At 56.7% G+C, this 21,539-nt stretch carries 19 protein-coding genes and 2 pseudogenes; 13 read left to right on the top strand and 8 right to left on the bottom strand.

What is annotated here, in order from left to right; genetic code table 11:
- Positions 1-29 precede the first annotated feature (29 nt).
- Positions 30-1,352, bottom strand: coding sequence for a nicotinate phosphoribosyltransferase (locus AH68_RS01275; protein WP_039196917.1), 1,323 nt, complete (start codon positions 1,350-1,352; stop codon positions 30-32).
- Between the two features lie 259 nt (positions 1,353-1,611).
- Here AH68_RS01275 and rph point away from each other — a divergent pair, with 259 nt between their 5' ends.
- Both rph and AH68_RS01265 read left to right on the top strand, forming a co-directional pair.
- On the top strand, positions 1,612-2,376 hold the full coding sequence (rph, locus tag AH68_RS01270; RefSeq protein ID WP_039196915.1) for a ribonuclease PH: 765 nt from the start codon (positions 1,612-1,614) through the stop codon (positions 2,374-2,376).
- Positions 2,377-2,506: 130 nt separating this feature from the next.
- Entirely contained in the window at positions 2,507-3,181 is a 675-nt protein-coding gene (locus AH68_RS01265; RefSeq protein ID WP_039196913.1) for a non-canonical purine NTP pyrophosphatase, read from the top strand.
- Between the two features lie 201 nt (positions 3,182-3,382).
- Here the strand turns inward: AH68_RS01265 and AH68_RS01260 are convergent, their stop codons facing one another.
- On the bottom strand, positions 3,383-3,817 hold the full coding sequence (locus tag AH68_RS01260; protein ID WP_039196910.1) for a MerR family transcriptional regulator: 435 nt from the start codon (positions 3,815-3,817) through the stop codon (positions 3,383-3,385).
- Between the two features lie 197 nt (positions 3,818-4,014).
- Between AH68_RS01260 and AH68_RS01255 the strand changes: the two genes are divergently transcribed.
- A complete protein-coding gene (locus tag AH68_RS01255; RefSeq protein WP_039196908.1) occupies positions 4,015-5,025 on the top strand; it encodes an aldo/keto reductase in 1,011 nt (336 codons plus the stop codon).
- A gap of 203 nt (positions 5,026-5,228) precedes the next feature.
- On the opposite strand, the gene AH68_RS01250 is transcribed toward AH68_RS01255, so the two are convergent.
- The gene (locus tag AH68_RS01250; protein ID WP_039196907.1) at positions 5,229-5,555 is read right to left on the bottom strand and encodes a DUF3039 domain-containing protein; all 327 of its coding nucleotides are present in this window, start codon (positions 5,553-5,555) and stop codon (positions 5,229-5,231) included.
- 117 nt (positions 5,556-5,672) lie between these two features.
- Here AH68_RS01250 and coaD point away from each other — a divergent pair, with 117 nt between their 5' ends.
- From coaD to ilvN, 7 genes are all read left to right on the top strand, one after another.
- Positions 5,673-6,167 (top strand): pantetheine-phosphate adenylyltransferase, encoded by a 495-nt coding sequence (gene coaD, locus AH68_RS01245; RefSeq protein ID WP_039196906.1) that lies wholly within the window; start codon positions 5,673-5,675, stop codon positions 6,165-6,167.
- Positions 6,164-6,937: an ATP synthase subunit B family protein gene (locus AH68_RS01240; protein ID WP_039196904.1), complete on the top strand. Its 774-nt coding sequence runs from the start codon at positions 6,164-6,166 to the stop codon at positions 6,935-6,937. The genes coaD and AH68_RS01240 overlap by 4 nt, the downstream gene beginning before the upstream one ends.
- A gap of 14 nt (positions 6,938-6,951) precedes the next feature.
- Positions 6,952-7,578: a YceD family protein gene (locus tag AH68_RS01235; protein WP_039196902.1), complete on the top strand. Its 627-nt coding sequence runs from the start codon at positions 6,952-6,954 to the stop codon at positions 7,576-7,578.
- A gap of 128 nt (positions 7,579-7,706) precedes the next feature.
- Positions 7,707-7,901, top strand: a complete 195-nt coding sequence (gene rpmF / locus AH68_RS01230) for a 50S ribosomal protein L32 (RefSeq protein WP_022244549.1) — start codon at positions 7,707-7,709, stop codon at positions 7,899-7,901.
- A 323-nt stretch (positions 7,902-8,224) separates the two neighbouring features.
- Entirely contained in the window at positions 8,225-9,061 is an 837-nt protein-coding gene (rnc, locus tag AH68_RS01225; protein ID WP_039196898.1) for a ribonuclease III, read from the top strand.
- Between the two features lie 258 nt (positions 9,062-9,319).
- The gene (locus AH68_RS01220) at positions 9,320-11,191 is read left to right on the top strand and encodes an acetolactate synthase large subunit (protein ID WP_144245680.1); all 1,872 of its coding nucleotides are present in this window, start codon (positions 9,320-9,322) and stop codon (positions 11,189-11,191) included.
- Between the two features lie 37 nt (positions 11,192-11,228).
- Positions 11,229-11,777 (top strand): acetolactate synthase small subunit, encoded by a 549-nt coding sequence (gene ilvN / locus AH68_RS01215; RefSeq protein WP_039196893.1) that lies wholly within the window; start codon positions 11,229-11,231, stop codon positions 11,775-11,777.
- A gap of 400 nt (positions 11,778-12,177) precedes the next feature.
- Here the strand turns inward: ilvN and AH68_RS01210 are convergent, their stop codons facing one another.
- The 4 genes and pseudogenes from AH68_RS01210 to AH68_RS01200 all read right to left on the bottom strand — a co-directional run bounded on the left by AH68_RS01210 (position 12,178) and on the right by AH68_RS01200 (position 15,938).
- Positions 12,178-12,717: a hypothetical protein gene (locus AH68_RS01210; RefSeq protein ID WP_039196891.1), complete on the bottom strand. Its 540-nt coding sequence runs from the start codon at positions 12,715-12,717 to the stop codon at positions 12,178-12,180.
- A 193-nt stretch (positions 12,718-12,910) separates the two neighbouring features.
- Positions 12,911-13,951, bottom strand: a pseudogene (locus AH68_RS11235) (ATP-binding cassette domain-containing protein); the annotation flags it as partial.
- Positions 13,952-14,395: 444 nt separating this feature from the next.
- Positions 14,396-15,091: pseudogene (locus AH68_RS11230) on the bottom strand (ATP-binding cassette domain-containing protein); the annotation flags it as partial.
- Between the two features lie 106 nt (positions 15,092-15,197).
- Complete coding sequence (locus AH68_RS01200) at positions 15,198-15,938, bottom strand: type 1 glutamine amidotransferase (RefSeq protein WP_039199663.1); 741 nt, start codon at positions 15,936-15,938, stop codon at positions 15,198-15,200.
- Positions 15,939-16,052: 114 nt separating this feature from the next.
- On the opposite strand from AH68_RS01200, the gene cysS reads away from it, so the two are divergent.
- Positions 16,053-17,693, top strand: a complete 1,641-nt coding sequence (gene cysS, locus AH68_RS01195) for a cysteine--tRNA ligase (RefSeq protein WP_039199661.1) — start codon at positions 16,053-16,055, stop codon at positions 17,691-17,693.
- Positions 17,694-17,856: 163 nt separating this feature from the next.
- Complete coding sequence (gene ffh / locus AH68_RS01190) at positions 17,857-19,503, top strand: signal recognition particle protein (protein WP_039196887.1); 1,647 nt, start codon at positions 17,857-17,859, stop codon at positions 19,501-19,503.
- Between the two features lie 123 nt (positions 19,504-19,626).
- Here the strand turns inward: ffh and AH68_RS01185 are convergent, their stop codons facing one another.
- Complete coding sequence (locus tag AH68_RS01185; RefSeq protein WP_039196884.1) at positions 19,627-20,661, bottom strand: endonuclease/exonuclease/phosphatase family protein; 1,035 nt, start codon at positions 20,659-20,661, stop codon at positions 19,627-19,629.
- A gap of 428 nt (positions 20,662-21,089) precedes the next feature.
- On the opposite strand from AH68_RS01185, the gene rpsP reads away from it, so the two are divergent.
- Positions 21,090-21,539: a 30S ribosomal protein S16 gene (gene rpsP, locus AH68_RS01180; protein WP_039196883.1), complete on the top strand. Its 450-nt coding sequence runs from the start codon at positions 21,090-21,092 to the stop codon at positions 21,537-21,539.

Below are 21,539 nucleotides of genomic sequence, written 5' to 3'. Positions count from 1 at the left end.
GTACGCAACCAGCATGATGGTAGCACGAGTCAAAGGACGGTGATTTCGGTAGGGATCACCGGATCGCCCTTCATGAGGCTTTGCGCACCGATCGGCAGTTCGGCCAGCGCCTGAGCGCGATAATTATGCGCGTTGACGATAGCTTCGTGCCCCTGATAGTCGGAGTTGATTTCGCCGTTGGACACGTAGTCGACCAGCAGATCCTTCCAGCCTTCTTCCGGTTGGTATGTGGCAAGCTGCTTTTCGGAACCGGAAATCACATGTTCGCAATCGGCCAGCGAATACTCGTACGAGCGGAACGCAAGCTTGCGACCCGGAACCGTGGCCTTGTCCTTCGACTTCTTGGCCACCGGCTGCATGTCGCCGGCGGAATTCTCGCGTTCGGTCAGCTTATACACCATCGCGCAGGTCGGAGCGCCCGATCCGGTGACGAGCATGGTGCCCACACCATACGAATCGACCGGCGCGGTCTGCAGCGATGCGAGCGCATACTCATCCAAATCGTTGGTAACGGTGATCTTCGTGTTGGTGGCACCCAACGCGTCCAGCTGGTTGCGCACACGCTGCGCCAGCGACGCCAAGTCGCCGGAATCGATACGCACGCCGCCCAATTCGGGGCCAGCCACCTCAACAGCCGTCTTCACAGCCTCTTCAATGTTGTACGTGTCGACCAGCAGCGTGGTGTTCTTGCCAAGCGCGGCGATCTGCGATTCAAACGCGCTACGCTCGTCATCATGCACCAGCGTAAAGCAGTGCGCGGCCGTGCCAATGGCCTTCAAACCATACATTTGCGCGGCCAGCAGATTGGCCGTGCCTTTGAAACCACCCACTACGGCGGCGCGGGCTGCGGCAACGGCGGCCCACTCGTTCGTTCGGCGGCCGCCCATATCCATGCATGGGCGATCCTTCGCTGCGCTGACCATGCGGGACGCCGCCGACGCAACCGCGGAATCGTAATTCAGAATGCTCAGCAACAGCGTTTCCAGCAGCGTGCACTCGCCGAACGTGCCTTCGACTTGCAGAATTGGCGAATTCGGGAAGAACATCTCACCTTCGCGATAGCCCTTGATTGAACCGGAGAAATGGAAATTCTCAAGCCATTTGATGGTTTCAGGGCCTACCACCTTGCGATCTGCAAGAAATTTCAGATCATTATCGTCAAGATGGAAGTTTTCAAGCGCGTCAAGAATGCGTCCTTGCCCGGCGGCCACTCCGTAGTGGCGGCCAAGCGGCAGGTGGCGGGTGAAAATTTCGAATACGCACTTGCGATTGGCGGTGCCGTCCCTCAGACACGCGTCAAGCATGGTGTATTCGTACATGTCGGTCATGAGTGCAGGTGAATAATCCAGCATTTCCAAAGCCTTTCTGACTTTTGGTGAAACTGACCATAAGCGTAGGCCTCGCCGCGGCCACACACAGGTTTTCGTTCCATCATACGTGCTTGCATGCCTGCATTACGTGAGACAAACGCGGAAACGACGCAAAATGGTCGCAAGACGATTGCAAACGATTCACGCACCTCAAGACGGGTTTTCGGCTGGTGATACTGTTTTTTCGGAAAATACAAGCGATTGTTGATCGTGTAATCAATCGAAAGCAGAGAAATCAACGATGGTAGCGATTAAAGACATGTTGGACGGGCAGACGGTAATTCGTGCGGACGGACGTAAGGTGGATGAGCTGCGTCCGGTGCGCATCACTCGTCATTTCACGGATGTTCCGGAAGGGTCCGTGCTCGTGGAATGCGGCAATACGCGCGTAATGTGCACGGCCACGTTCACCGCAGGCGTGCCTCGTTGGCGCAAGGACTCCGGCCTGGGCTGGGTCACCGCAGAATATGCGATGCTGCCGCGAGCCACCGCAGACCGCACTGATCGCGAATCCGTGCGCGGCAAGATCGGCGGACGCACGCACGAGATCAGCCGACTGATCGGACGCTGCCTGCGTGGCGTGGTCGACATGAAGGCGCTCGGCGAAAACCAGGTGCAGATCGACTGCGACGTGCTGCAAGCTGACGGCGGCACCCGAACCGCATCGATCACCGGCGCGTACGTGGCGCTCGTGGACGCCATGCGTTGGGCCGAGAAGCGCAAGCACATCAGGTCTGCCGACCGCGTGATCAAAGACAGTGTTTCCGCCGTGTCCGTGGGCGTGATTGACGGCAAGCCGATGCTTGATCTGCCGTATATCGAAGACAGCAAGGCCATGACCGACATGAATGTGGCCATGACCGGATCCGGCGAATTCATTGAGATTCAGGGCACCGCGGAGCATCGTCCGTTCAACCGCGCCGAGCTGAACGAGCTGCTCGATCTGGCGGAAAAGGGCAACAAGGAACTGCAGGCCGCACAGCAGGCCGCGCTCGCACAGGACTGAAACGGCCGCAAGCCAATCGTAGGCTGGCCTCGCAAAACGAGCGTAGGTCAGGCAAGCCAGGGCACGTCAAGCGCACGTCAGGCAAGCCGACATCAACGAAGCAACGAACAGCAACGAAAGGAATCGGAACGTGAGAATCATCGTCGCAACCCATAACGAAGGCAAACTCGTTGAAATCAATCGCATTCTGGAAGATTGCCTGGGTGAGGACGCGACTCAGGTGGAGCTGGTGTCCGCCGGCTCGCTGAATCTGCCGGATCCGGTGGAAGACGGCGTGACCTTCCAAGAGAATGCGCTACTCAAGGCCCGCGACGTGGCAGCGCGCACAGGCTGCCCGGCGATCGCCGACGATTCCGGCCTGATCGTCGACGTGATGGGCAATGCCCCCGGCATTCTTTCCGCACGTTGGTCGGGCAAGCATGGCGACGACAAAGCCAATAATGCGCTGCTGCTCGCGCAGATCGCCGACATTCCGGACGCCAAGCGTACCGCGCGTTTCCGTTGCGCAGCCGCGCTGGTGGTGCCGGAAACCGAAGCTGGCGCCGGCACCGACGGCCGTTATACGATTGCCAGCGAGACTGTGGAAATCGGCGAAATGCCGGGTGTGCTGCTGCATGGACCACATGGCGAGCATGGCTTCGGATATGATCCACTGTTCGTGCCCGACGATCAGCCCGCCCGTGCCACGGAAGCGGGCGAGAAACTCACTTCCGCGCAGATGGAACCGGCCGAAAAGAACTCCATCTCCCACCGAGGCAAGGCCTTGCGTGCTCTGCTGCCGTCCGTGGCCGCCCTGCTGAAGTAAGAGAAGCAAGGCCGACGCGGGGTCGAACAAGCCGTCGCAAGACAAGACGCAACAATTGCTATCAGGTGTGGAACCGTAGTTTACGGTTCCACACCTTTTGTTTGCCGATTCTCACCGAACGCCACCGAACCTCACCGTTTCCGATCTTCGCCAACCGGACGCCACCGGGCGGCACCGATCTCCATCAATCGTCACTAATCTTCACCGATCGTCGGCACGAAAATCCCTGCCATCGTAGTTCGACCAATCCGGGTACGGCTCGCCGGTTTCAATACTGTGCTGAATATCGCGGTACAAGTGCAGTTTGCGCAATACATGCATGTACGCTTCTTCCAGCGCGGCCCGCTGCTCCAGAATCGCATGATGCCGCGATTCCAACAATTCCAACATGTCCGCGATATGTGCGCGCTCATCCTTTTCGTAGGCGAAGAAGCGCTTGAGTTCGTCGATGCTCATGCCCGCATGTTTGAAGCAGGCGATCGCCTTGAGCCGCCCAATATGCGCGTCGGTGTACACGCGCCGCCCCGCATCGTCGCGTTCCACATTGCACAGCAGCCCCTGATCCTCGTAATAGCGCAAGGTTGACGTCTGCACATGGAATCGTTGCGCAACCTCACGAATCGTATATGTTGCCATCTTCCCGTCTCATTTCTACGTTTTCTGCGATTTTGCGATTCCTTGCGATTGGCAATCATCGGAAAACACACTATCGACGATATTTGCGTTCAAGTTTACTTGAAGTGCGACGATAGAATCGTTGATAAACTCACGGCATGCGCTGTCACAAGTAACACAGCGCACAGCGGAATACGCATAGTTTTCAAGGAGGAACAATGCTCGAACCGACCACCGTCTACACGCCGTCACCCACCCGATACGACTCCATGACCTACAACCATGTGGGTGCGAGCGGTCTGAAACTTCCAGCGGTTTCGCTCGGTTTTTGGCATAATTTCGGCGATATTACGCCATACGCCACCATGCGCGACATCGTGTTCACCGCATTCGACAACGGCATCACGCATTTCGACCTCGCCAACAATTACGGCCCCGAACCGGGCAGCGCGGAAAAGAACTGCGGCCGTCTCTTGCACGAATATTTCCATCATCATCGTGACGAACTGATCATCAGCACCAAAGCCGGCTACGAAATGTGGCTCGGCCCCTACGGCGATCTCGGCAGCCGCAAATATCTGCTCGCCTCCCTCGATCAGAGCCTCGAACGTCTCGGCCTTGACTACGTCGACATTTTCTACCATCACCACATGGATTCCTCCACGCCGCTCGAAGAAACCATGGGCGCACTGGCAACCGCCGTGCAAAGCGGCAAAGCGCTGTACGTGGGCTTGAGCAACTACGACGGCCCGACGCTCGAAAAGGCCACCGCAATCCTCGATGAGCTGCACGTGCCGTTCATCATCAACCAGAACCGCTACAACATTTTCGACCGCACTGTGGAACGCAACGGCTTGAAGGAAACCGCAAAAAAGCTCGGCAAAGGCCTCATCACATTCTCGCCGCTCGAGCAGGGCCTGCTCACGAACCGCTATCTCAACGGCGTGCCCGCAGACAGCCGCATCGCACATGACGGCCGCTTCCTCAAGGAAAGCGCGTTGACACCGGAACGCCTGCAGCAGATCCGCGACCTGAACGACCTTGCCGCCGAACGTGGTCAGACGCTCGCCGAAATGGCGCTCGCCTGGCTGCTGCACGACGGTTACGTAACGTCCGTGCTTGTCGGCGCATCCCGCCCGCAGCAGCTGCTCGACAATATCGGCGCGCTGAAGAACACCACGTTCAGCGATGAGGAGCTGCGCCGCATCGACGAAATCTCGCTGCGCTAAACGCGGATATTTCAAAAAAGCAAGCCGACAATAAAACGCGATAGCAATAAAAATCTGCCAAGACAATCTAAATTATCGAAAACAATTTCGATACAGAGACCATCTCGGCAGATTTTTTATACGTGATAGCGTTCGGCAATCTTCAGAAATCTCAGTGAAATTCCAAAATCACCATACGACGAGAAATACGATGAGAAAAACGATCAGAAGTTGGAGTTCATCATTTCGTCGTAGATGCGTTTGCAATCCGGGCATACCGGGAACTGCGAAGGATCACGCTTCGGCACCCACACCTTGCCGCACAACGCCACCACCGGTCGGCCGGTGCGACGGGACTCGGCAATGCGATCGCGCGACACATAATGTGCGAAACGATCCGCATCACCATTGCCGCCATCATCCAGCTTCGTCTCCTCTTCGGGACGTTCCAGCACCGCAGTGCCGGTACCAGCATCCGGATTGGAAAGCGGCGAGACCGGATCAGCCTCGTCAATGAAGCCGTCGCGATCCCCAAACATCGAAAATGCCATAATCAACTCCTCAAATACGCCGCAACCGCGGCACCACTGCCTCCATCATAGCCATGAAAACCCACATATTCGCCGACACTTCGCGTAATTTCACGCAACCGCGGTACGCTTGAGGCTATGACAATTGCAGTTTGCCCCGGGTCGTACGACCCAGTAACCGCCGGACATTTGGACGTCATCGAACGTTGCGCGCGTTTTTTCGATGAAGTGCATGTTGTGGTGGCGGTGAACGCGGCGAAAACACCGATGTTTTCCGAAGAGACCCGCGTTGAGATCATCCGTAAGGCGCTTGAAAAGCGGAATTGCCGCAATATCAAGGTTTCTTCAACAACCGGACTGATTACCGACTATTGCAAAAAGGTCGGCGCGACGGTTATTGTGAAGGGTCTTCGCCAGAATGGCGATTATGAGGCCGAGTTGGGTATGGCGTTAGTCAATCGCAAGCTTGCCGATGTGGAAACGCTGTTTTTGCCGGCGGCACCTGATTTGGAACATATTTCCAGTTCGATAGTGAAAGATGTGGCTCGCCACGGCGGCGATGTGACTGGCATGGTGCCCGATTGCGTGATTCCGCTGCTCGGCGAAGCGCTTAACAATGAAAAGAGAGCATGATGGGTGAAGAAACGAATGCGTACGATCCGGCTGACAGCCAGTTTGACGACGACGTGACTGCCGAACGCCCAATCGATCGGACGGCCCAGTCCGGTCAGAAGGCGCAAGCCACGGAACGCGCCGCCGAGCCGATCAAACCGTTGATTTCCATGTCTGATCTGCCGGATTTACGCAACACGTTCAATCCCAACGCGCCGCTGGACGATTCCAACGATTTGAGCCGCGACGAATTCACCACCGTGTACGACATCATCGACAAACTCGAATCGGCATTGGACGAAGCGAAACCGATACTGTTCTTCCCCGGCAGCGTGCGCGTCGACCGCGACGAATTCACCGAACAGCTCGACCAGTTGAAGAAAATGATGCCGGTGCAGCTGGAACGCGCCTCGGCGTTGATGCGTGAGTCGGAACGACGTTTGGAAAGCGCGCAGACGCAAGCCAACGCCATCGTCGCTTCGGCGCAATCGCGTGCGGCAGACACGATACGTGAAGCCAACGAGCAGGCGCAATTCCTCGCCGGGCAGGAAAACGTGACCGAACTGGCTCGGCAGAAGGCGCGTGCTATTCTCGACCAAGCGCAAGCCAGGGCCGACCATCTCACGCAGGGAGCCGACAAATACTGCACCACGGTGATGGAAACGCTGCAACAGCAGCTCGGCAAGCTTGGCAACGACGTGCAGGCGGGATTGAACGTACTGTATGATCGCCAGCGCGAAGCGAGCACGCATGTGCCGCATCTTGACGCAAACGACTATCCGGAAAGCTGAATGGAAGGCTGAACATGGCACGTATCGAAGATTCCCCGTGGGCGATTTCCGTGGCGCAGGTCGCCTCACGAGCCGGGCAAAGCAAGGAGATCGACGCGACTTTCCCCGCACCGAGCGGCATCGGCGATGAGATCGTCGGCGTTGAGGAGGGTGCTGACGTCGCTGTTGTCGGATCGTTTGATTCGATTGTTGACGGCTTGATTTTCAACGCCCGTATCAGCGCCCCCGTGCATGCGGAATGCACCCGTTGCTTGAAACCGATCAAGCGCGATTGGACGGTGAACGTCACCTCGTTCTTCCCGTATGAAGACAAGTCCGCAAACGTTACGTCCGGTAAGGGCGGCAAAAATGGCAAGGGCGGCGTCAAGGAAGAAGAAGTCGACATTATTGCCGGCGAAGACGAGTCGGAAGATTCGTATCCGCTGCTTGAAGGCGGCTCCTGGGCCGATATCGAGGCTTTGCTGCGCGACACGCTGGTTGAGGAACTGCCGCTGCAACCGTTGTGCAAACCGGATTGCTTGGGATTGTGCTCGCAGTGCGGTGCCGATTTGAACGAGGAACCGGACCATCATCATGATGTGACCGATATTCGTTTTGCCGCTTTGGAGGGGTTGAAGGCCCAGCTGGAAGGCAATAAATAGACTGCGAACAGGACTGATTTCGCTTGGGTTTCGTTCGGATTTTGCTTGGGTTTTGCAGTTTGTACGGAGCACAAGTTAAGATACTGAACGCTTAAGCTCAATCGTTCGAACGAAACAGAGGAAACACAATGGCACTGCCTAAGTACAAGACCTCGCGCGCGAATACTCATTCTCGCCGCGCAAACTGGAAGGCCAAGGCCGCCCAGACCGTTACCTGCCCGAATTGTGGCGCTCCGTCGCTGCCGCACATGGCCTGCCCGAGCTGCGGCGCCTACCGCGGCCGCGTGTACCGCGAGGCTGTCCGCTCCATCCACACCAAGTGAGTGGCTGCCGAGTAACGGCATAAAGCATTAAAACCCTGCCATCGACGGGTGGCAGGGTTTTTGTATATTTCAGGCTGCGCACTTGGCCATGTGCATTCGCACGCACCCGACCATCCCACCTCGCATCCGCCGAGTATCGCATCCACCGAATATCCGCGCATTCCCCTGTATTTCCGCCTCGACATGGGCGGAGAGTAGACTGAATGAGATTGTTGTTTGCATAGCAATCGGCCAGATTCGCTGGCTTGTTGCCACGTACGCAACGTCCCGAACAGCGCGGCGAGCTTCGCCGCCGCATACCCACTACGAAACCGAGGACGATTATGACCCAGAACAACACCGACGCATCCGCCGTTTCCGAAGGCGAGATGACCGCCAACGCATTGCTTGAAGCACTTGGTACCACGCTCGAACCCGACCTGCTGGTCGAAGCGCTCACCCATCGATCCTTCTCGCACGAGAACCCTGGCGCAAAAAACTACGAACGTTTGGAATTCCTTGGCGACGCCGTGCTTGAGCTCGTCTCCACGGAAACCCTGTACAAGGCGCATCCCGACATGAACGAGGGGCAGCTTGCGAAAATGCGCGCGAAAGCCGTTTCCGAGGAATCCTTGAGCAAAATCGCTCGCGAAAAACTCAATGCAGGCCCGTACATCCTGCTCGGTCATGGCGAAAGCGATCAGGGCGGCGCTGATAAAAGCTCGATTTTGTGCGATATCGTCGAATCGTTGATCGGTGCGACGTTCATTCAGCATGGCATTGACGAGGCACGTCGCGTTGTGCATCATCTTGTTGACGAAACGCTTGCGGAAGTCGCGACGGAAGGCCCAGCCCTCGATTGGAAAACCTCGCTTACCGTCAAAGCGCATGGCATGGGCTTCGGCGAACCGCGCTACCAGATGTCGGTTTCCGGTCCGGAATATGCGCAAGTGTTCACCGCGAACGTCATGCTGGGCGAAAGCGACGAAATCATCAGCACCGGCACAGGCACCAGCAAGCGCAAGGCGCAACTCGCCGCAGCCGAAGAAGGTTGGAAGGCGCTAGACAATCGCAAGCCTGAGGCGCAAAACGTCCGTAAGCATCGCAAACATCATCACAAGCACAGCGGCAACGAAAGTAACGGCAGCAACGGCGAAAACAACGAAAGCGCCAACAAGTAGCCAAAAACAGCCAACAAGCGGCCGCAAATCCGCCCTCTCATACCGCCGCGGAACGCAATACGCCAGAATATGGCACGAATCCGGCATATTCTCCTGTCAGCCGATAGCATAGACTGATTACTAGCGAAGGATTGCGATTCGCAAGTCGCCACAAGCGATTGCGCCGCTTTCCGATGATAGGGTTCGGCTGATTGCGTGCACCGAAACGCGGCAGCATACCCCCGTAAGAAAGTTCCACGAGCGAATATGAGAGGGAACATGGTGTTACCTACGCCCCTGCAGGCATTCAGCGGCATGCCCAAGGCAGCCGCAACCACTGAAAAGCAGACCATTGTTGACGGCGAGAAGATGACCGGCGCCGAAGCGCTGGTACGTTCGCTGGAAGATCTGGGCGTCAAGGATGTTTTCGGCGTTCCAGGCGGCGCGATTCTGCCGGTATACGATGCAATCAATAATGAAACCAGCTTCCGTTTTGTGCTGATGCGTCACGAACAGGCCGCAGGTCATGCGGCTGAAGGCTATGCCGTATCGACCGGTCAAGTCGGTGTGTGCATCGTCACGTCCGGCCCGGGCGCCACGAACATGATCACCCCGATCGCCGACGCGAACATGGATTCCGTGCCGATGGTGGTCATCACCGGCCAGGTCGGCGTGAACGCCATTGGCACCGACGCCTTCCAGGAAGCCGATATCGTCGGCGCAACCTACCCGGTAGTCAAGCATTCCTATCTGGTCACGCGTGCGCAGGATATTCCGCGCGTGCTCGCCGAAGCGCACTATGTGGCACGTTCCGGCCGCCCTGGTCCGGTGGTGGTTGACGTCACCAAAACCGCGCAGACCGGCGACATGTACTATTCGTGGCCGCAGCGCATGATTCTGCCCGGCTACAACCCCACTACGAAGGCTCACGGCCGCGTGCTTTCCGACGCTGCGAAGCTGTTCGAGCAGTCGTACCGTCCGGTGCTGTATGTGGGCGGCGGCGCGGCACGTTCCGATGCCGGCAAGCTCGTGCAGGAGCTGGCGGAAGTCACGAACGCTCCGATCGTCACCACGCTGCCCGCACGCGGTGTTGTGCCTGATTCCGATCCGAAGGTGTTTGGCATGCTTGGCATGCATGGCACGATTGCCGCTACCGGTGCCGTACAGCGTTGCGATCTTCTCGTTGCGATTGGCGCTCGTTTCGACGATCGTGTAACCGGCAAGCTTGATGCTTTCGCTCCGGGTGCACGTGTGATTCACATTGATATCGATCCGGCGGAAATCGGCAAGAACCGTCAGCCGGATGTACCGATCGTTGGCGATGTGGCAACCGTGCTGAAGGATCTCATTCCGGAAATCAAGCGCGAGCAGGCCGTACATGGCAAGCCTGACACTTCGCATTGGTGGGAGATCATCAACGATTGGCGTGAAAAGTACCCGATCAAGTGGGATGAGCCGACCGATGGTTCGCTCGCTCCGCAGTGGGTCATCAAGCAGCTTTCCGACCTGGCCGATCCTGACACGATTTGGGTTACCGGTGTAGGCCAGCATCAGATGTGGGCCACGCAGCTCATCGATTTCGAGAAGCCGCATTCTTGGCTGAGCTCCGGCGGCCTTGGCACCATGGGTTACGGACTGCCGGCCGCCATCGGCGCTCGTGTTGGTTCCGAACGTTTCCATGAGGGCGAGAAGCCGGTGTGGCTGATTGACGGCGACGGTTCCTTCCAGATGACTTCTGAAGAGCTGGCAACCGCATTCCACGATCACACGCCGATTAAGATCGCACTGCTGAACAATTCCGTGTATGGCATGGTTCGTCAGTGGCAGACCCTGTTCTACGGCGAGCATTATTCCGCCACCAATCTGATGGATGGAGAGAATACGACGGAAATCGTGGATGTTCCTGATTTCGTAAAGCTTGCCGAAGCGTACGGTTGCGTTGGTATGCGTGCGTTTACGGAAGAAGAAGCCATTGAAGCGATCAAGAAGGCCAACGAAATCAACGATCGCCCGGTGCTTATCGATTTCCGCGTGTGGAAGGACGCTATGGTGTGGCCGATGGTCGCAGCTGGCGATGCCAACGACAATGTCACCTATATGCCCGGAATCAAGCCGCTGCAGCGCCCGAAGGCTGCTGCCGACAACGAGTAAACGAGCAAACGAGTAAGTAGTAAGGAAGGGTCTACCAATGTATCCTGCATCTCAGCCAGGTTCCAAGCGCCATACGCTTTCTGTGCTCGTAGAGAACCGTCCGGGCGTGCTGGCGCGTATTGCCGGTCTGTTCGCCCGTCGTGCGTTCAACATCAACTCACTGTCCGTCTCCCCCACTGAGCGCCCTGACATTTCGCGTGTCACGGTGACCGCCGACGTGGAGGAAGTGCCGCTCGAGCAGATCATCAAGCAGCTCAACAAGCTGCTGCATGTGTTGAAGATCGTGGATTTGGATCCGAACACTACTGTGGAGCGCGAACTGGTGCTTATCAAGGTGGCCGCCGATGAATCCAACCGTTCCGACGTGCTTGAGATCGTGCGTCTGTTCCGCGTGCGCGTGGTCGATGTGAATCCGGAATCGCTGACCATCGAAGCTACCGGTGCCGAAGGCAAAATCGACGCGCTGCTGGGGCTTTTGGAGCATTACGGCATCATCGAGCTGGTCCGCTCCGGCGCGGTCGCCGTCACGCGCGGTCCGAAGGCGCTGAGCGAAAAGGTACTCGGCTCCGAAATCACCGGTCGCTGATCCAATCAGCCTAATCCCAAACCTACAGGGCTTTCCCGTTTCAACGCGGGAAAGCCCTTTTTGTTGTCAAATCTGCGATATTCAGAAAATATCTGATCATTGGAGGCATGCCAGCTGCAGTAGCATCTTTTGCGCAAAACAACAGTCTCATAGACGTTCGCCAGGCGCAAGAAGATATCAAACAAGGTTCATCGGGCTCTTAATAATGTGTTGGCAGAGGAAAGTTATCACCTTCACCAAGGATTAATTTTCGGCCCCGGCAACATCGAAACCGATCACAACATCACCTACTACCCCATCTACCTAATCAGCAAGTTTTACAACAACTAGCCCAGTAGCATTCATCGCGATGTCACAAACTATGATGATGGCAGGACGACAGGGAGCGTTATGACTGAAATTACTCATGATGGTGTTCCTTTACTTCATATACGGAAACAACAAGATCCGTATTGCCGATATTGATAATGGACAATGAGGTGGCATCTGGGAAATTCTTCGCCGGAAGAGAGATCGTTTCTATTCCGTTAGATGTACATGCCTCCCTAGTGGTTAGGGTGTGTGGCTGCCCATCTTTGTAGAGAACAAGCGAATAAGGAGCCTGCTCCTTCTGTTTGCACATGGAAATGACGTAATACATATTGTTTTCGTCGACTTTTTGAGCAAATGGAATAGCACCATCACCGTGCACGGATTTCGCGCCCAGCTTGTTCACTAGAACCAGTTTGCCCGAGCTATTGAAATCATCAACGGCGACACGGTCTAGAGCGTCCACAGTAAATGCTTTATATGCCTGTTTTGCGGCATCATCATTCTCGCTGCTGCTCTGTGCGGAGCCATCACCGGAACTTTCATGTGCAGCTTTTGTGCAGCCAACGCATGACCACAACAACAAGGTGGACAACAAGCAACAGGCGCTTCTTCGCATCACTTGATTCATAAGGCACCTCCATTGGTCTCTTCGACAAGAACAGCTAAGGTTTCCTGCAATAACAAGAATATGACATTGGCACATGGAATGCCACGCATCGCTGTCGCACGAATGGCCAACATTCACCGGAAACGCTGGAGGAGCTGCGCCGCCGCCACAACATGCACACCCTGTCCGGTAATTGGCGCGGGCGATACGAATGCTACTCGAGCTGTTCGGAAAGCTCCATCCACTCGAGTTCGAGTTCTTCGGACTCGTCGGTGACGGCTTGCAGCTGGTCGTTGAGCTTGCCTAGACCCTCGTAGTCGCTGGGGTCGTGCGCGGCCATTTGCTGCTCAAGATCAGCTTTCTGCTCTTCGAGTTTGGAGAGTTTGCGCTCGATTGCCGATACGCGCTTGGAGGCTTCATGGAAGGCCTTGCCGGAAAGTTTCGGCGTAGAAGGCGAGGAAGATGCGGTTTCGGCAGTCGCAGACCCACTTGCGGAGTTGCCTGCGGTGCCTTCGGTTGTGGAACCGGCAGCCCCAGCGGAACCGCCCTTCTTGCCTTTGCCTGCACCTGCCTTCTCGTCCGCAAACGGATCCTTGCCGTTCTTGATGGCCTCAGTCATGTCCAGATAATCCTGCACGCCACCGGGCAGGTGGCGCACCTTGCCGCCGATCAGCGCGAACTGCTGATCGGTGACACGTTCGAGCAGATACCGGTCATGGGAGACGACGATCAGAGTTCCCGGCCAAGTGTCGAGCAGATCCTCCATCACGGCGAGCATGTCGGTGTCGAGATCATTGCCGGGCTCATCCATGATGAGCACGTTCGGCTCGTCCAGTAGGATCAGCAGCAACTGCATACGGCGCTTCTGACCACCCGATAGGTCCTTGATCGGCGTCATCAGCTGCGCCGACTCGAATCCGAGACGCTCCATCATCTGCCCCGGCGTGGTTTCCTTGCCGTCCACGATATAGCTCGGCTTGTAACGGCTCAGCACTTCCTTGATCTTGTATTTACCGAGCTTCTCCAATTCGTCGAGACGCTGTGAAAGCACCGCGAATTTCACGGTTTTGCCGATATTCACATGACCTACAGTGGGGGTGATTGTTCCGTCAAGAATCTTCAATAACGTCGATTTTCCGGCACCGTTCGCGCCGACGATGCCGAAACGATCGCCAGGTCCAATCAGCCATGTCACGTCGTCAAGAATCTTACGACCGGTAACAGTAATTTTTTGCGCTGCAGAAGTAATTTCTTCTGCAGAATCATCAGTATTATTTTCTTGCGATTCCTGAATTTCTTGCGATTCTTTCGCAGCTGCAGCAACTTGCGCCGCTGCAACACCGGCATCCACCAATCGCGGATCAGTCAGATCGTCGACGGCAACTTCCACGGAACCATGCACTTGCGGCTCGGCGTACATGGCCGGCACCACATCGACGCGCGATGCCGACGCTTCCATTTCGGCAACGTCAGGATCGATATCGGCCTCGCCTTGCACATGTTCGAAAATCTGCGTCACGTCGATCAGGTCAACCACCTGCTTGCCCAAGCGGGATGTGGCCATCTGCTTCAATTCCAGCGTATTGCGCACCGGAGGCACGTCGGCGATGAGCTCACGCGCGGCCTTCACATGGAATTTCTGCTTGGTGGAACGGGCGCGGGCACCGCGGGTAAGCCAGGCAAGTTCCTTACGAGCCAGATTGCGACGTTTCGTTTCACGCACGTCGGCTTGGCGATCGCGTTCCATGCGCTGCAGCATATACGCGGAATAGCCGCCTTCAAACGGCTCGATTTCGCCGTCATGCACCTCCCACATGGATTCGCACACTTCGTCGAGGAACCAACGGTCATGGGTGACGAGCAGCAGCGCGCCGGATCCGGCCGGCCAACGGTTCTTCAAATGTTCCGCCAGCCAGTGAATGGTCACCACATCCAAATGGTTTGTAGGCTCGTCGAGTGCGAGAATATCCCAATCCTTGAGCAACAGGCGTGCCAAATCAGCGCGGCGACGCTGACCGCCGGAAAGCGAACCGATTTTCGCTTCCAAGCTGATGCCGCCAAGCAATGCTTCGACGATTTCGCGCGACTTGGTTTCCGCAGCCCATTCGTAGTCTTCACGGCCTTCGAGCGCAGCTTCGCGCACGGTGGCGTTGTCGTCGAGCGGATCACGCTGGTCGAGCATGCCAAACGTAAGCCCGCCGCGAATGGTCACGCGACCGGAATCCGGCTCCTGCGTGCCTTTGAACAAATGCAGCAACGTGGACTTGCCGTCGCCGTTCTTACCGACGATGCCGATGCGATCGCCTTCAAAAACACCCTGCGTTACATCGTTGAAAATATTCTTGGTCGCAAAAGCAAGCGAAACGTGTTCAAGTCCCAAATCATAAGTCGGCATAAGTCACCAATGTAGCGGGGACATCTCCCAAACCTGCAGGCAATGCCGCAACTTGCGAATCGCCACCAGCGCTACGCAGCAATCGGAACCGCACACAACTCGGCGATCAGCCCTGCTGCGCCTGAGCCAAATTCTGCCCATACGAATTACAACGAGCGGCAAAACTCGAAAACACCTGATCCGCAAGCGGCTGCAACTGCGGATTATATTCGGCGAACGCCTCGCGCAACTGCGATTTCGACCCGCCGGCAGCCTTGAGATCCTTGACCATGCTTGACTCGTCAAGCCACTCCTCCAACAGAGTAGGGGTAACCTCCAAGTGGAACTGCATGCCCAGGGCGGAACCAAAACGGAACGCCTGCACCTTGGTTTTCTCGGATCGCGCCAATGGCTGCGCGCCCTCCGGCAACGACACCACGTCGTTATGCCAGTGCAGCACATCCACGGTTTTGTTCCACATCGAGAAATAATCATGCTTGTCGATGCGCTTGATCGGCGCGAAGCCGATTTCTGGAGCATCTCCCGACTTCAGCTTCGCCCCCAGCGCGGTGGCGATGATCTGATGCCCCAGGCACACGCCCAACACCGGCTTGCCCACACTGACTGCAGCCCGCGCGAGCTTGGCCTCGGCCTTTAATCCCGGATACTTGTCGTAGTCGAGTGCGCCCATCGGCCCGCCCATGATCACCACGCCGGAAACCTCGCCAAAATCAGGCAAATCCGGTTTCTTCTGCTTGGCGACATTGATGATTTGATACTGCAGTCCCAAATCATCCAGACTGTCTAAAATGCGTCCCGGTCTCTCCCACGGAACGTGTTGCAAAATCAGCACCTGCGATTGCGTCATACGTTCTATTGTTGCATCACCTACGTAAACGATGTTCACAAATCCAACAAAAACCGTTTTGCCGTTCATTTTCATCTCGCATGCATGTCCGATTCTGGCAATACTCTCGTGGTTATGACGAACACGCAAGAACCGCAGAATATCAACATTTCTAGCGTCGCAACCGCAGTTGACGCAGTGGCGAGCGCCGCTGCCGATCTGAAGCTGTACGACACCGCATCGCACGCCGTGTCGAATTTCACGCCGATCAAGCCTGGTCAGGTCGGCATGTACGTGTGTGGCGCCACCGTGCAGAGCTCGCCGCATATCGGCCATATTCGTGCGGCTGTCGCGTTTGACGTGGTGCGTCGCTGGTTTGAGCGTTTAGGCTACAAGGTCACGTTCGTGCGCAATGTCACCGATATCGACGACAAGATTCTAGATAAGGCTGCGGCCGCCGGTCAGCAGTGGTGGGAGCGTGCGTACATTTACGAGCGTGAATTCACTGAGGCTTACAACACGTTGGGCGTTGAGCCTCCTACATATGAGCCGCGTGCGACCGGCCACATGATTGACATGATCGATCTGATCAAGCAGATCATAGACAATGGTCACGGCTACGTGGTGACTGACGAGAACGGCAATCCGACCGGCAACGTGTATTTCGACGTGGCAAGCTGGCCTCATTATGGCGAGTTGACGCATCAGAAGCAGACCGCTGTGGCTGATGCCGCTTCCGAAGTGGCCGATGCCATGGGTCCGTCGGTCGACAATACGGGCAACGACAAATACAATCCGGTTGATCCTGCGGACATGTCGGAAGACAAGCATGATCCGCGTGATTTCGCATTGTGGAAGGCTCCGAAGGATTCCGATCCGCTTGACGCGCGTTGGAATACTCCGTTCGGCACGGGTCGCCCGGGTTGGCATATTGAATGCTCGGCGATGAGCCACCGCTATTTGAAGGATATGTTCGACATTCATGGCGGCGGGCTGGACTTGCGTTTCCCGCACCATGAGAACGAAATGGCGCAGACTCGTGCCGCCGGTTACGATTCGGCGGCTCGTTGGATGCATTCCGCATGGGTTACCGCCAAGGGTGAGAAGATGTCGAAGTCGCTGGGCAATGGCTTGTCCGTACCGGCGGTTTTGGCGGAAAATTCCGCTTGGGTGGTGCGTTACGCGCTTGGTTCCGTGCAGTATCGTTCCATGTTGGAATGGTCGGATCAGACGTTGACCGAGGCTCAGTCCGCGTACGATCGTGTGTCGAATTTCATCGAACGTGCCGGCGCCGCCGTCGGCGGGCAGCCGTCCCGTGAGGAGATCGTTTCGGTTTCTGCCGATGATCTTCCGGCTGATTTCGTTGCCGCAATGAATGACGACATTAATGTTTCCGGCGCCTCCGCTGCGATTTTCACGGCGATTCGTTCCGGCAACACGTTGCTTTCGAAGCTTGCCGATCGTGTTGATTCGGATGTTGCGAAGGATGAAGTTCGCGCTGTTTTGGTGAATGTGCGTGCGATGCTCGATACGCTTGGTTTGGATCCGCTGGCGGAGCCGTGGGTAAGCGAAGGTGCGGCCGGCGCCGCCGGAGCCGGTGCCGATTCCGCTGAGCATACTGCGCTTGACCGTTTGGTTTCCGAACAGTTGGAGGAGCGTGCCGAAGCCCGCAAGGCCAAGGATTTCGCCCGCGCCGACGCCATTCGTGACGCCTTGGGCGCAGCCGGAATCGCCATCGAAGACACCCCACAAGGCCCCACCTGGACCCTCAAATAATCCGCTGCATTCTTGATAAGCAATAATCCCGTCTTCTCCTATTGGAAGAGACGGGATTTTCATTTCCCCGCCGAATGGTGGCGAGCATCCCAATCGAATCTCATCAACCACACCAAAAGCGGGATGCGAAATTTCCCGCGGGACGGCTAGACTGAGGAACATTATGGCAGCATTTAGTTCTTTGACAGATAGGCTCTCGAATGCGTTCAAGCATCTGAAGAGCAAAGGCAAGCTTTCCGAGGCTGATATCGATGGTACGATCCGCGAAATCCGCCGCGCGCTGCTCGACGCTGATGTGGCGCTCGACGTGGTGCGTTCCTTCACCGGTCGAATCCGCGAGCGTGCGCTCGGCACCGAGGTTTCCCAAGCGCTGAATCCGGCCCAGCAGGTCGTGAAGATCGTCAACGAAGAGTTGACGGCCGTGCTTGGCGCTGGCGTTGACCGCCCGCTGAATTTTGCGAAGAATCCGCCGACCATCATCATGCTCGCTGGTCTTCAGGGTGCTGGTAAAACCACCCTCGCAGGCAAACTCGGCTACTGGCTGAAGGATTCCGGCCACACTCCGCTGTTGGTCGCGGCCGATTTGCAGCGTCCGAACGCAGTGACGCAGTTGCAGGTGGTTGGCGAACGTGCAGGCGTGCCCGTGTACGCTCCGGAAAAGGGTGTGCAGTCCGATGGTGGCGAAGCCGTTGCTTCCCCGGGTCTGACCACCGGCGATCCGGTGAAGGTGGCGCGTGACGCTGTTGCGCTGGCCAAGCAGAAGCTGTACGACACGGTCATCATCGATACCGCAGGCCGTCTCGGCGTTGACGAAGAGCTGATGAAGCAGGCTCGCGATATTCGCGACGCCGTGCAGCCGAACGAAATCCTGTTCGTGATCGACGCGATGATCGGTCAGGATGCCGTGCAGACGGCGAAGGCGTTCGATGAGGGCGTGGACTTCACCGGCGTGGTGCTTTCGAAGCTTGATGGCGACGCCCGTGGTGGTGCCGCGCTTTCGGTCGCCTCCGTTACCGGCAAGCCGATTCTGTTCGCTTCCACTGGCGAAGGCCTGAAGGATTTCGAGGTTTTCCACCCGGATCGTATGGCTTCCCGCATTCTCGATATGGGCGATATTCTTACCCTGATCGAGCAGGCGCAGAAGCAGTTCGATGAGGAAGAAGCTCGTAAGGCCGCCATCAAGATTTCCGATGGTTCCTTTGGTTTGGATGATTTCCTCGATCAGCTGCAGCAGGTGCGCAAGCTTGGTCCGATGAAGAATCTGCTTGGCATGATTCCGGGTATGGCCGCGCATCGTAAAGAACTTGAGCAGTTCGACGAGAGGGAAATCGATCGTACGGAGGCCATTATTCGTTCGATGACTCCTGCGGAACGTCGTGACCCTTCGATTATTGACGGTTCTCGTCGAGCTCGTATCGCTTACGGTTCCGGTGTGACCGTTTCGCAGGTAAACGCGCTGTTGCAGCGTTTCGAGCAGGCTGCGAAGATGATGAAGCGTATGAGCAACAAGGCTGGCGCTGGCATGCCTGGCTTTGGCGGCCCTGCCATGGGCGGCGGCAAAGGCAAGAAGGGCAAGAAGGGCAAGAAGAAGGGCGGTAAGTCCGGAAATCCAATGAAGCGCGAGGCTGAAGAGAAGGCGTTGCGCGACAAGCTTGCCGGTAAGAACTCCGGCGGTAAGTCTTCCGGCGGTTCCGCTTTTGCCAAGAAGCCGCAGAATCCTGCGCTTCCTGCCGGATTGCAAGACATGATGGGCGATGCCGGTGAGCTGCCGCCGAACTTTGGTGGCGGACTGTCCGGCTTGCTGCACTAAAGCAAGCGACGCGAAAACGGTAACGTAAAAAAGGGGATGTGATTCAAAACGAATCACATCCCCTTTTTGCGTACTCTAATCAGCTGTTTTCAGCCGAATCGACTACCGCATAATCGCCATCAACTACTTCAACGTCAGCGTGGCAGCAAGCGCAAGATGATCGCTGCCTTCAACGCGGAACGAACTCACATCGGAAGCGTCCAATCCCTTGGTGAAAAGCACATGGTCGAGAATGATGCGCGGCCACGGCAGCCATGATGGGAACGTGGCATGACGGCCCTTCGCCTCGCACAGGGCCGCATCCTTGAAGCCCGCATCCAGCAGCTTGCGGAAGCTCGGATGATCGGTACCGGAGTTCAAATCACCCAGCACAACGGTGATGTCGCCCTGCTTCTGAGTGGTCGCCAATTCCCCCAAGCCAATGATGCCGGCGGACCATTCCTTGCATCCGCGCATCGGAGACTTCGGATGTGCCGAAACAAACGTGATGCCGCGCATCGAATCGATCGGGAAGCACACGCCCGGCACGTCGGCCGCGGGAATCACCGCAGTGACCGGAGACATGTCGCTTGGTTCAATACGAATCCACACACCATTGAATCCGCCATTATCCGTTCCTTTGTTCTCCCCCAACTGACGGTACGGAAGCAAATCAGACAATCCCGAAGCGTCTAATTGCGCAACCAGATCGTCTGTCAATTCCTGCAATGCAAGTACTGCAATATCATGTTTTTTGACCGCACTGACGATTGCCGCAGCGTTGGCGCGACCAAATCGACAGTTCAACGTCATCACACGGAAACGGCCATGTTTCGCGGATTCCACAACAGCTTCATTGCTTGTTTCACGAGATGTTTCACGCTTTTCCGCAAGTTTTTCGGCGACTTTCTGCGCAGTATTGGGAGAATTGAGATTTTCCATCCAATATGCGATTTTGCGCAGCAGCGACGCAAAACAGACCGCCGCAGCGACTCCCCCGAGAGCCGGCTCATGCAACGCGAAACCGGCGACGGCGATCACAAGCGTCGGAATCCACAGCAACGGAATCAACGCAATCAAGTACGGCAGCGGCAAATGACCATCCCAACCAGCCGGCATCTCGCCAAGCGCAATCCATACAACGCAAATAATCAACGCAATCCAAAGCGCGATAATCATTCAGGCAACTCCCCCTATGCAAACCGTTCACTTCGAACGGACATACGCAAACTCGGAACCTCCAAGTGTAGCCAGCCTGCCTGATTCCGACGATTCCGCCATGTAGACCCACGCAAACATCTCACGAATGCCAGCAAATGTCCGATTCTGCCGATTCGGTCATTCAAAGCCTCATATTCGCCGCATAATTGACCGTTTCCGCAGAATCAGACAAACGGCTTCCCGGTTTTGCATGGGTTCGGAAAGTCGCGTAGAGCGGGAAACATCCTAAGACCCATCCGTCCGTACCCCACGGTTATAATCGTCAAGTTATTCGCGCGCGCGAGGCCCTCTAACTATCGCGTGACGTGAGGAACACGTGGGTTTCGGATTCCGTGCCCCACACAGAAAACGAAACGCACACCCCTAGTTATACAAGGAGAGCCATTTTGGCAACCAAGATTCGTCTGAAGCGCATGGGTAAGAAGTTCTACGCGTTCTACCGCGTGGTGATCATGGATTCCCGTACCAAGCGTGATGGCCGCGCCATCGAAGAGATCGGTACCTACAACCCGAACACCCAGCCTTCGACCATCGTTATCGATTCCGAGCGCGCTCAGTACTGGCTCGGCGTCGGCGCCCAGCCGACCGAACAGGTGCTGAACCTGCTGAAGATCACCGGCGACTGGCAGAAGTTCAAGGGCCTTGAAGGTGCTGAAGGCACCCTGAAGACCGTTGAGTCCGGCCCGGATGCCGCCGCTCGCGTTGAGGCCGTTGAGTCCCAGGCTCAGAAGCTGAAGGCTGCAAAGTCCGAAGCTGAAGCCAAGGCCAAGGCTGAAGCCGAAGCCGCCGCTACCGAGGAAGCTCCGGCTGAAGAGCCGGCTGCGGAAGCTGAGTGA

Source organism: Bifidobacterium catenulatum PV20-2, from assembly GCF_000800455.1.
Lineage (GTDB): Bacteria > Actinomycetota > Actinomycetes > Actinomycetales > Bifidobacteriaceae > Bifidobacterium > Bifidobacterium kashiwanohense_A.
The sequence above is the reverse complement of the archived record's forward strand: the minus strand, read 5'-3'. Positions and strand labels throughout refer to the sequence as shown.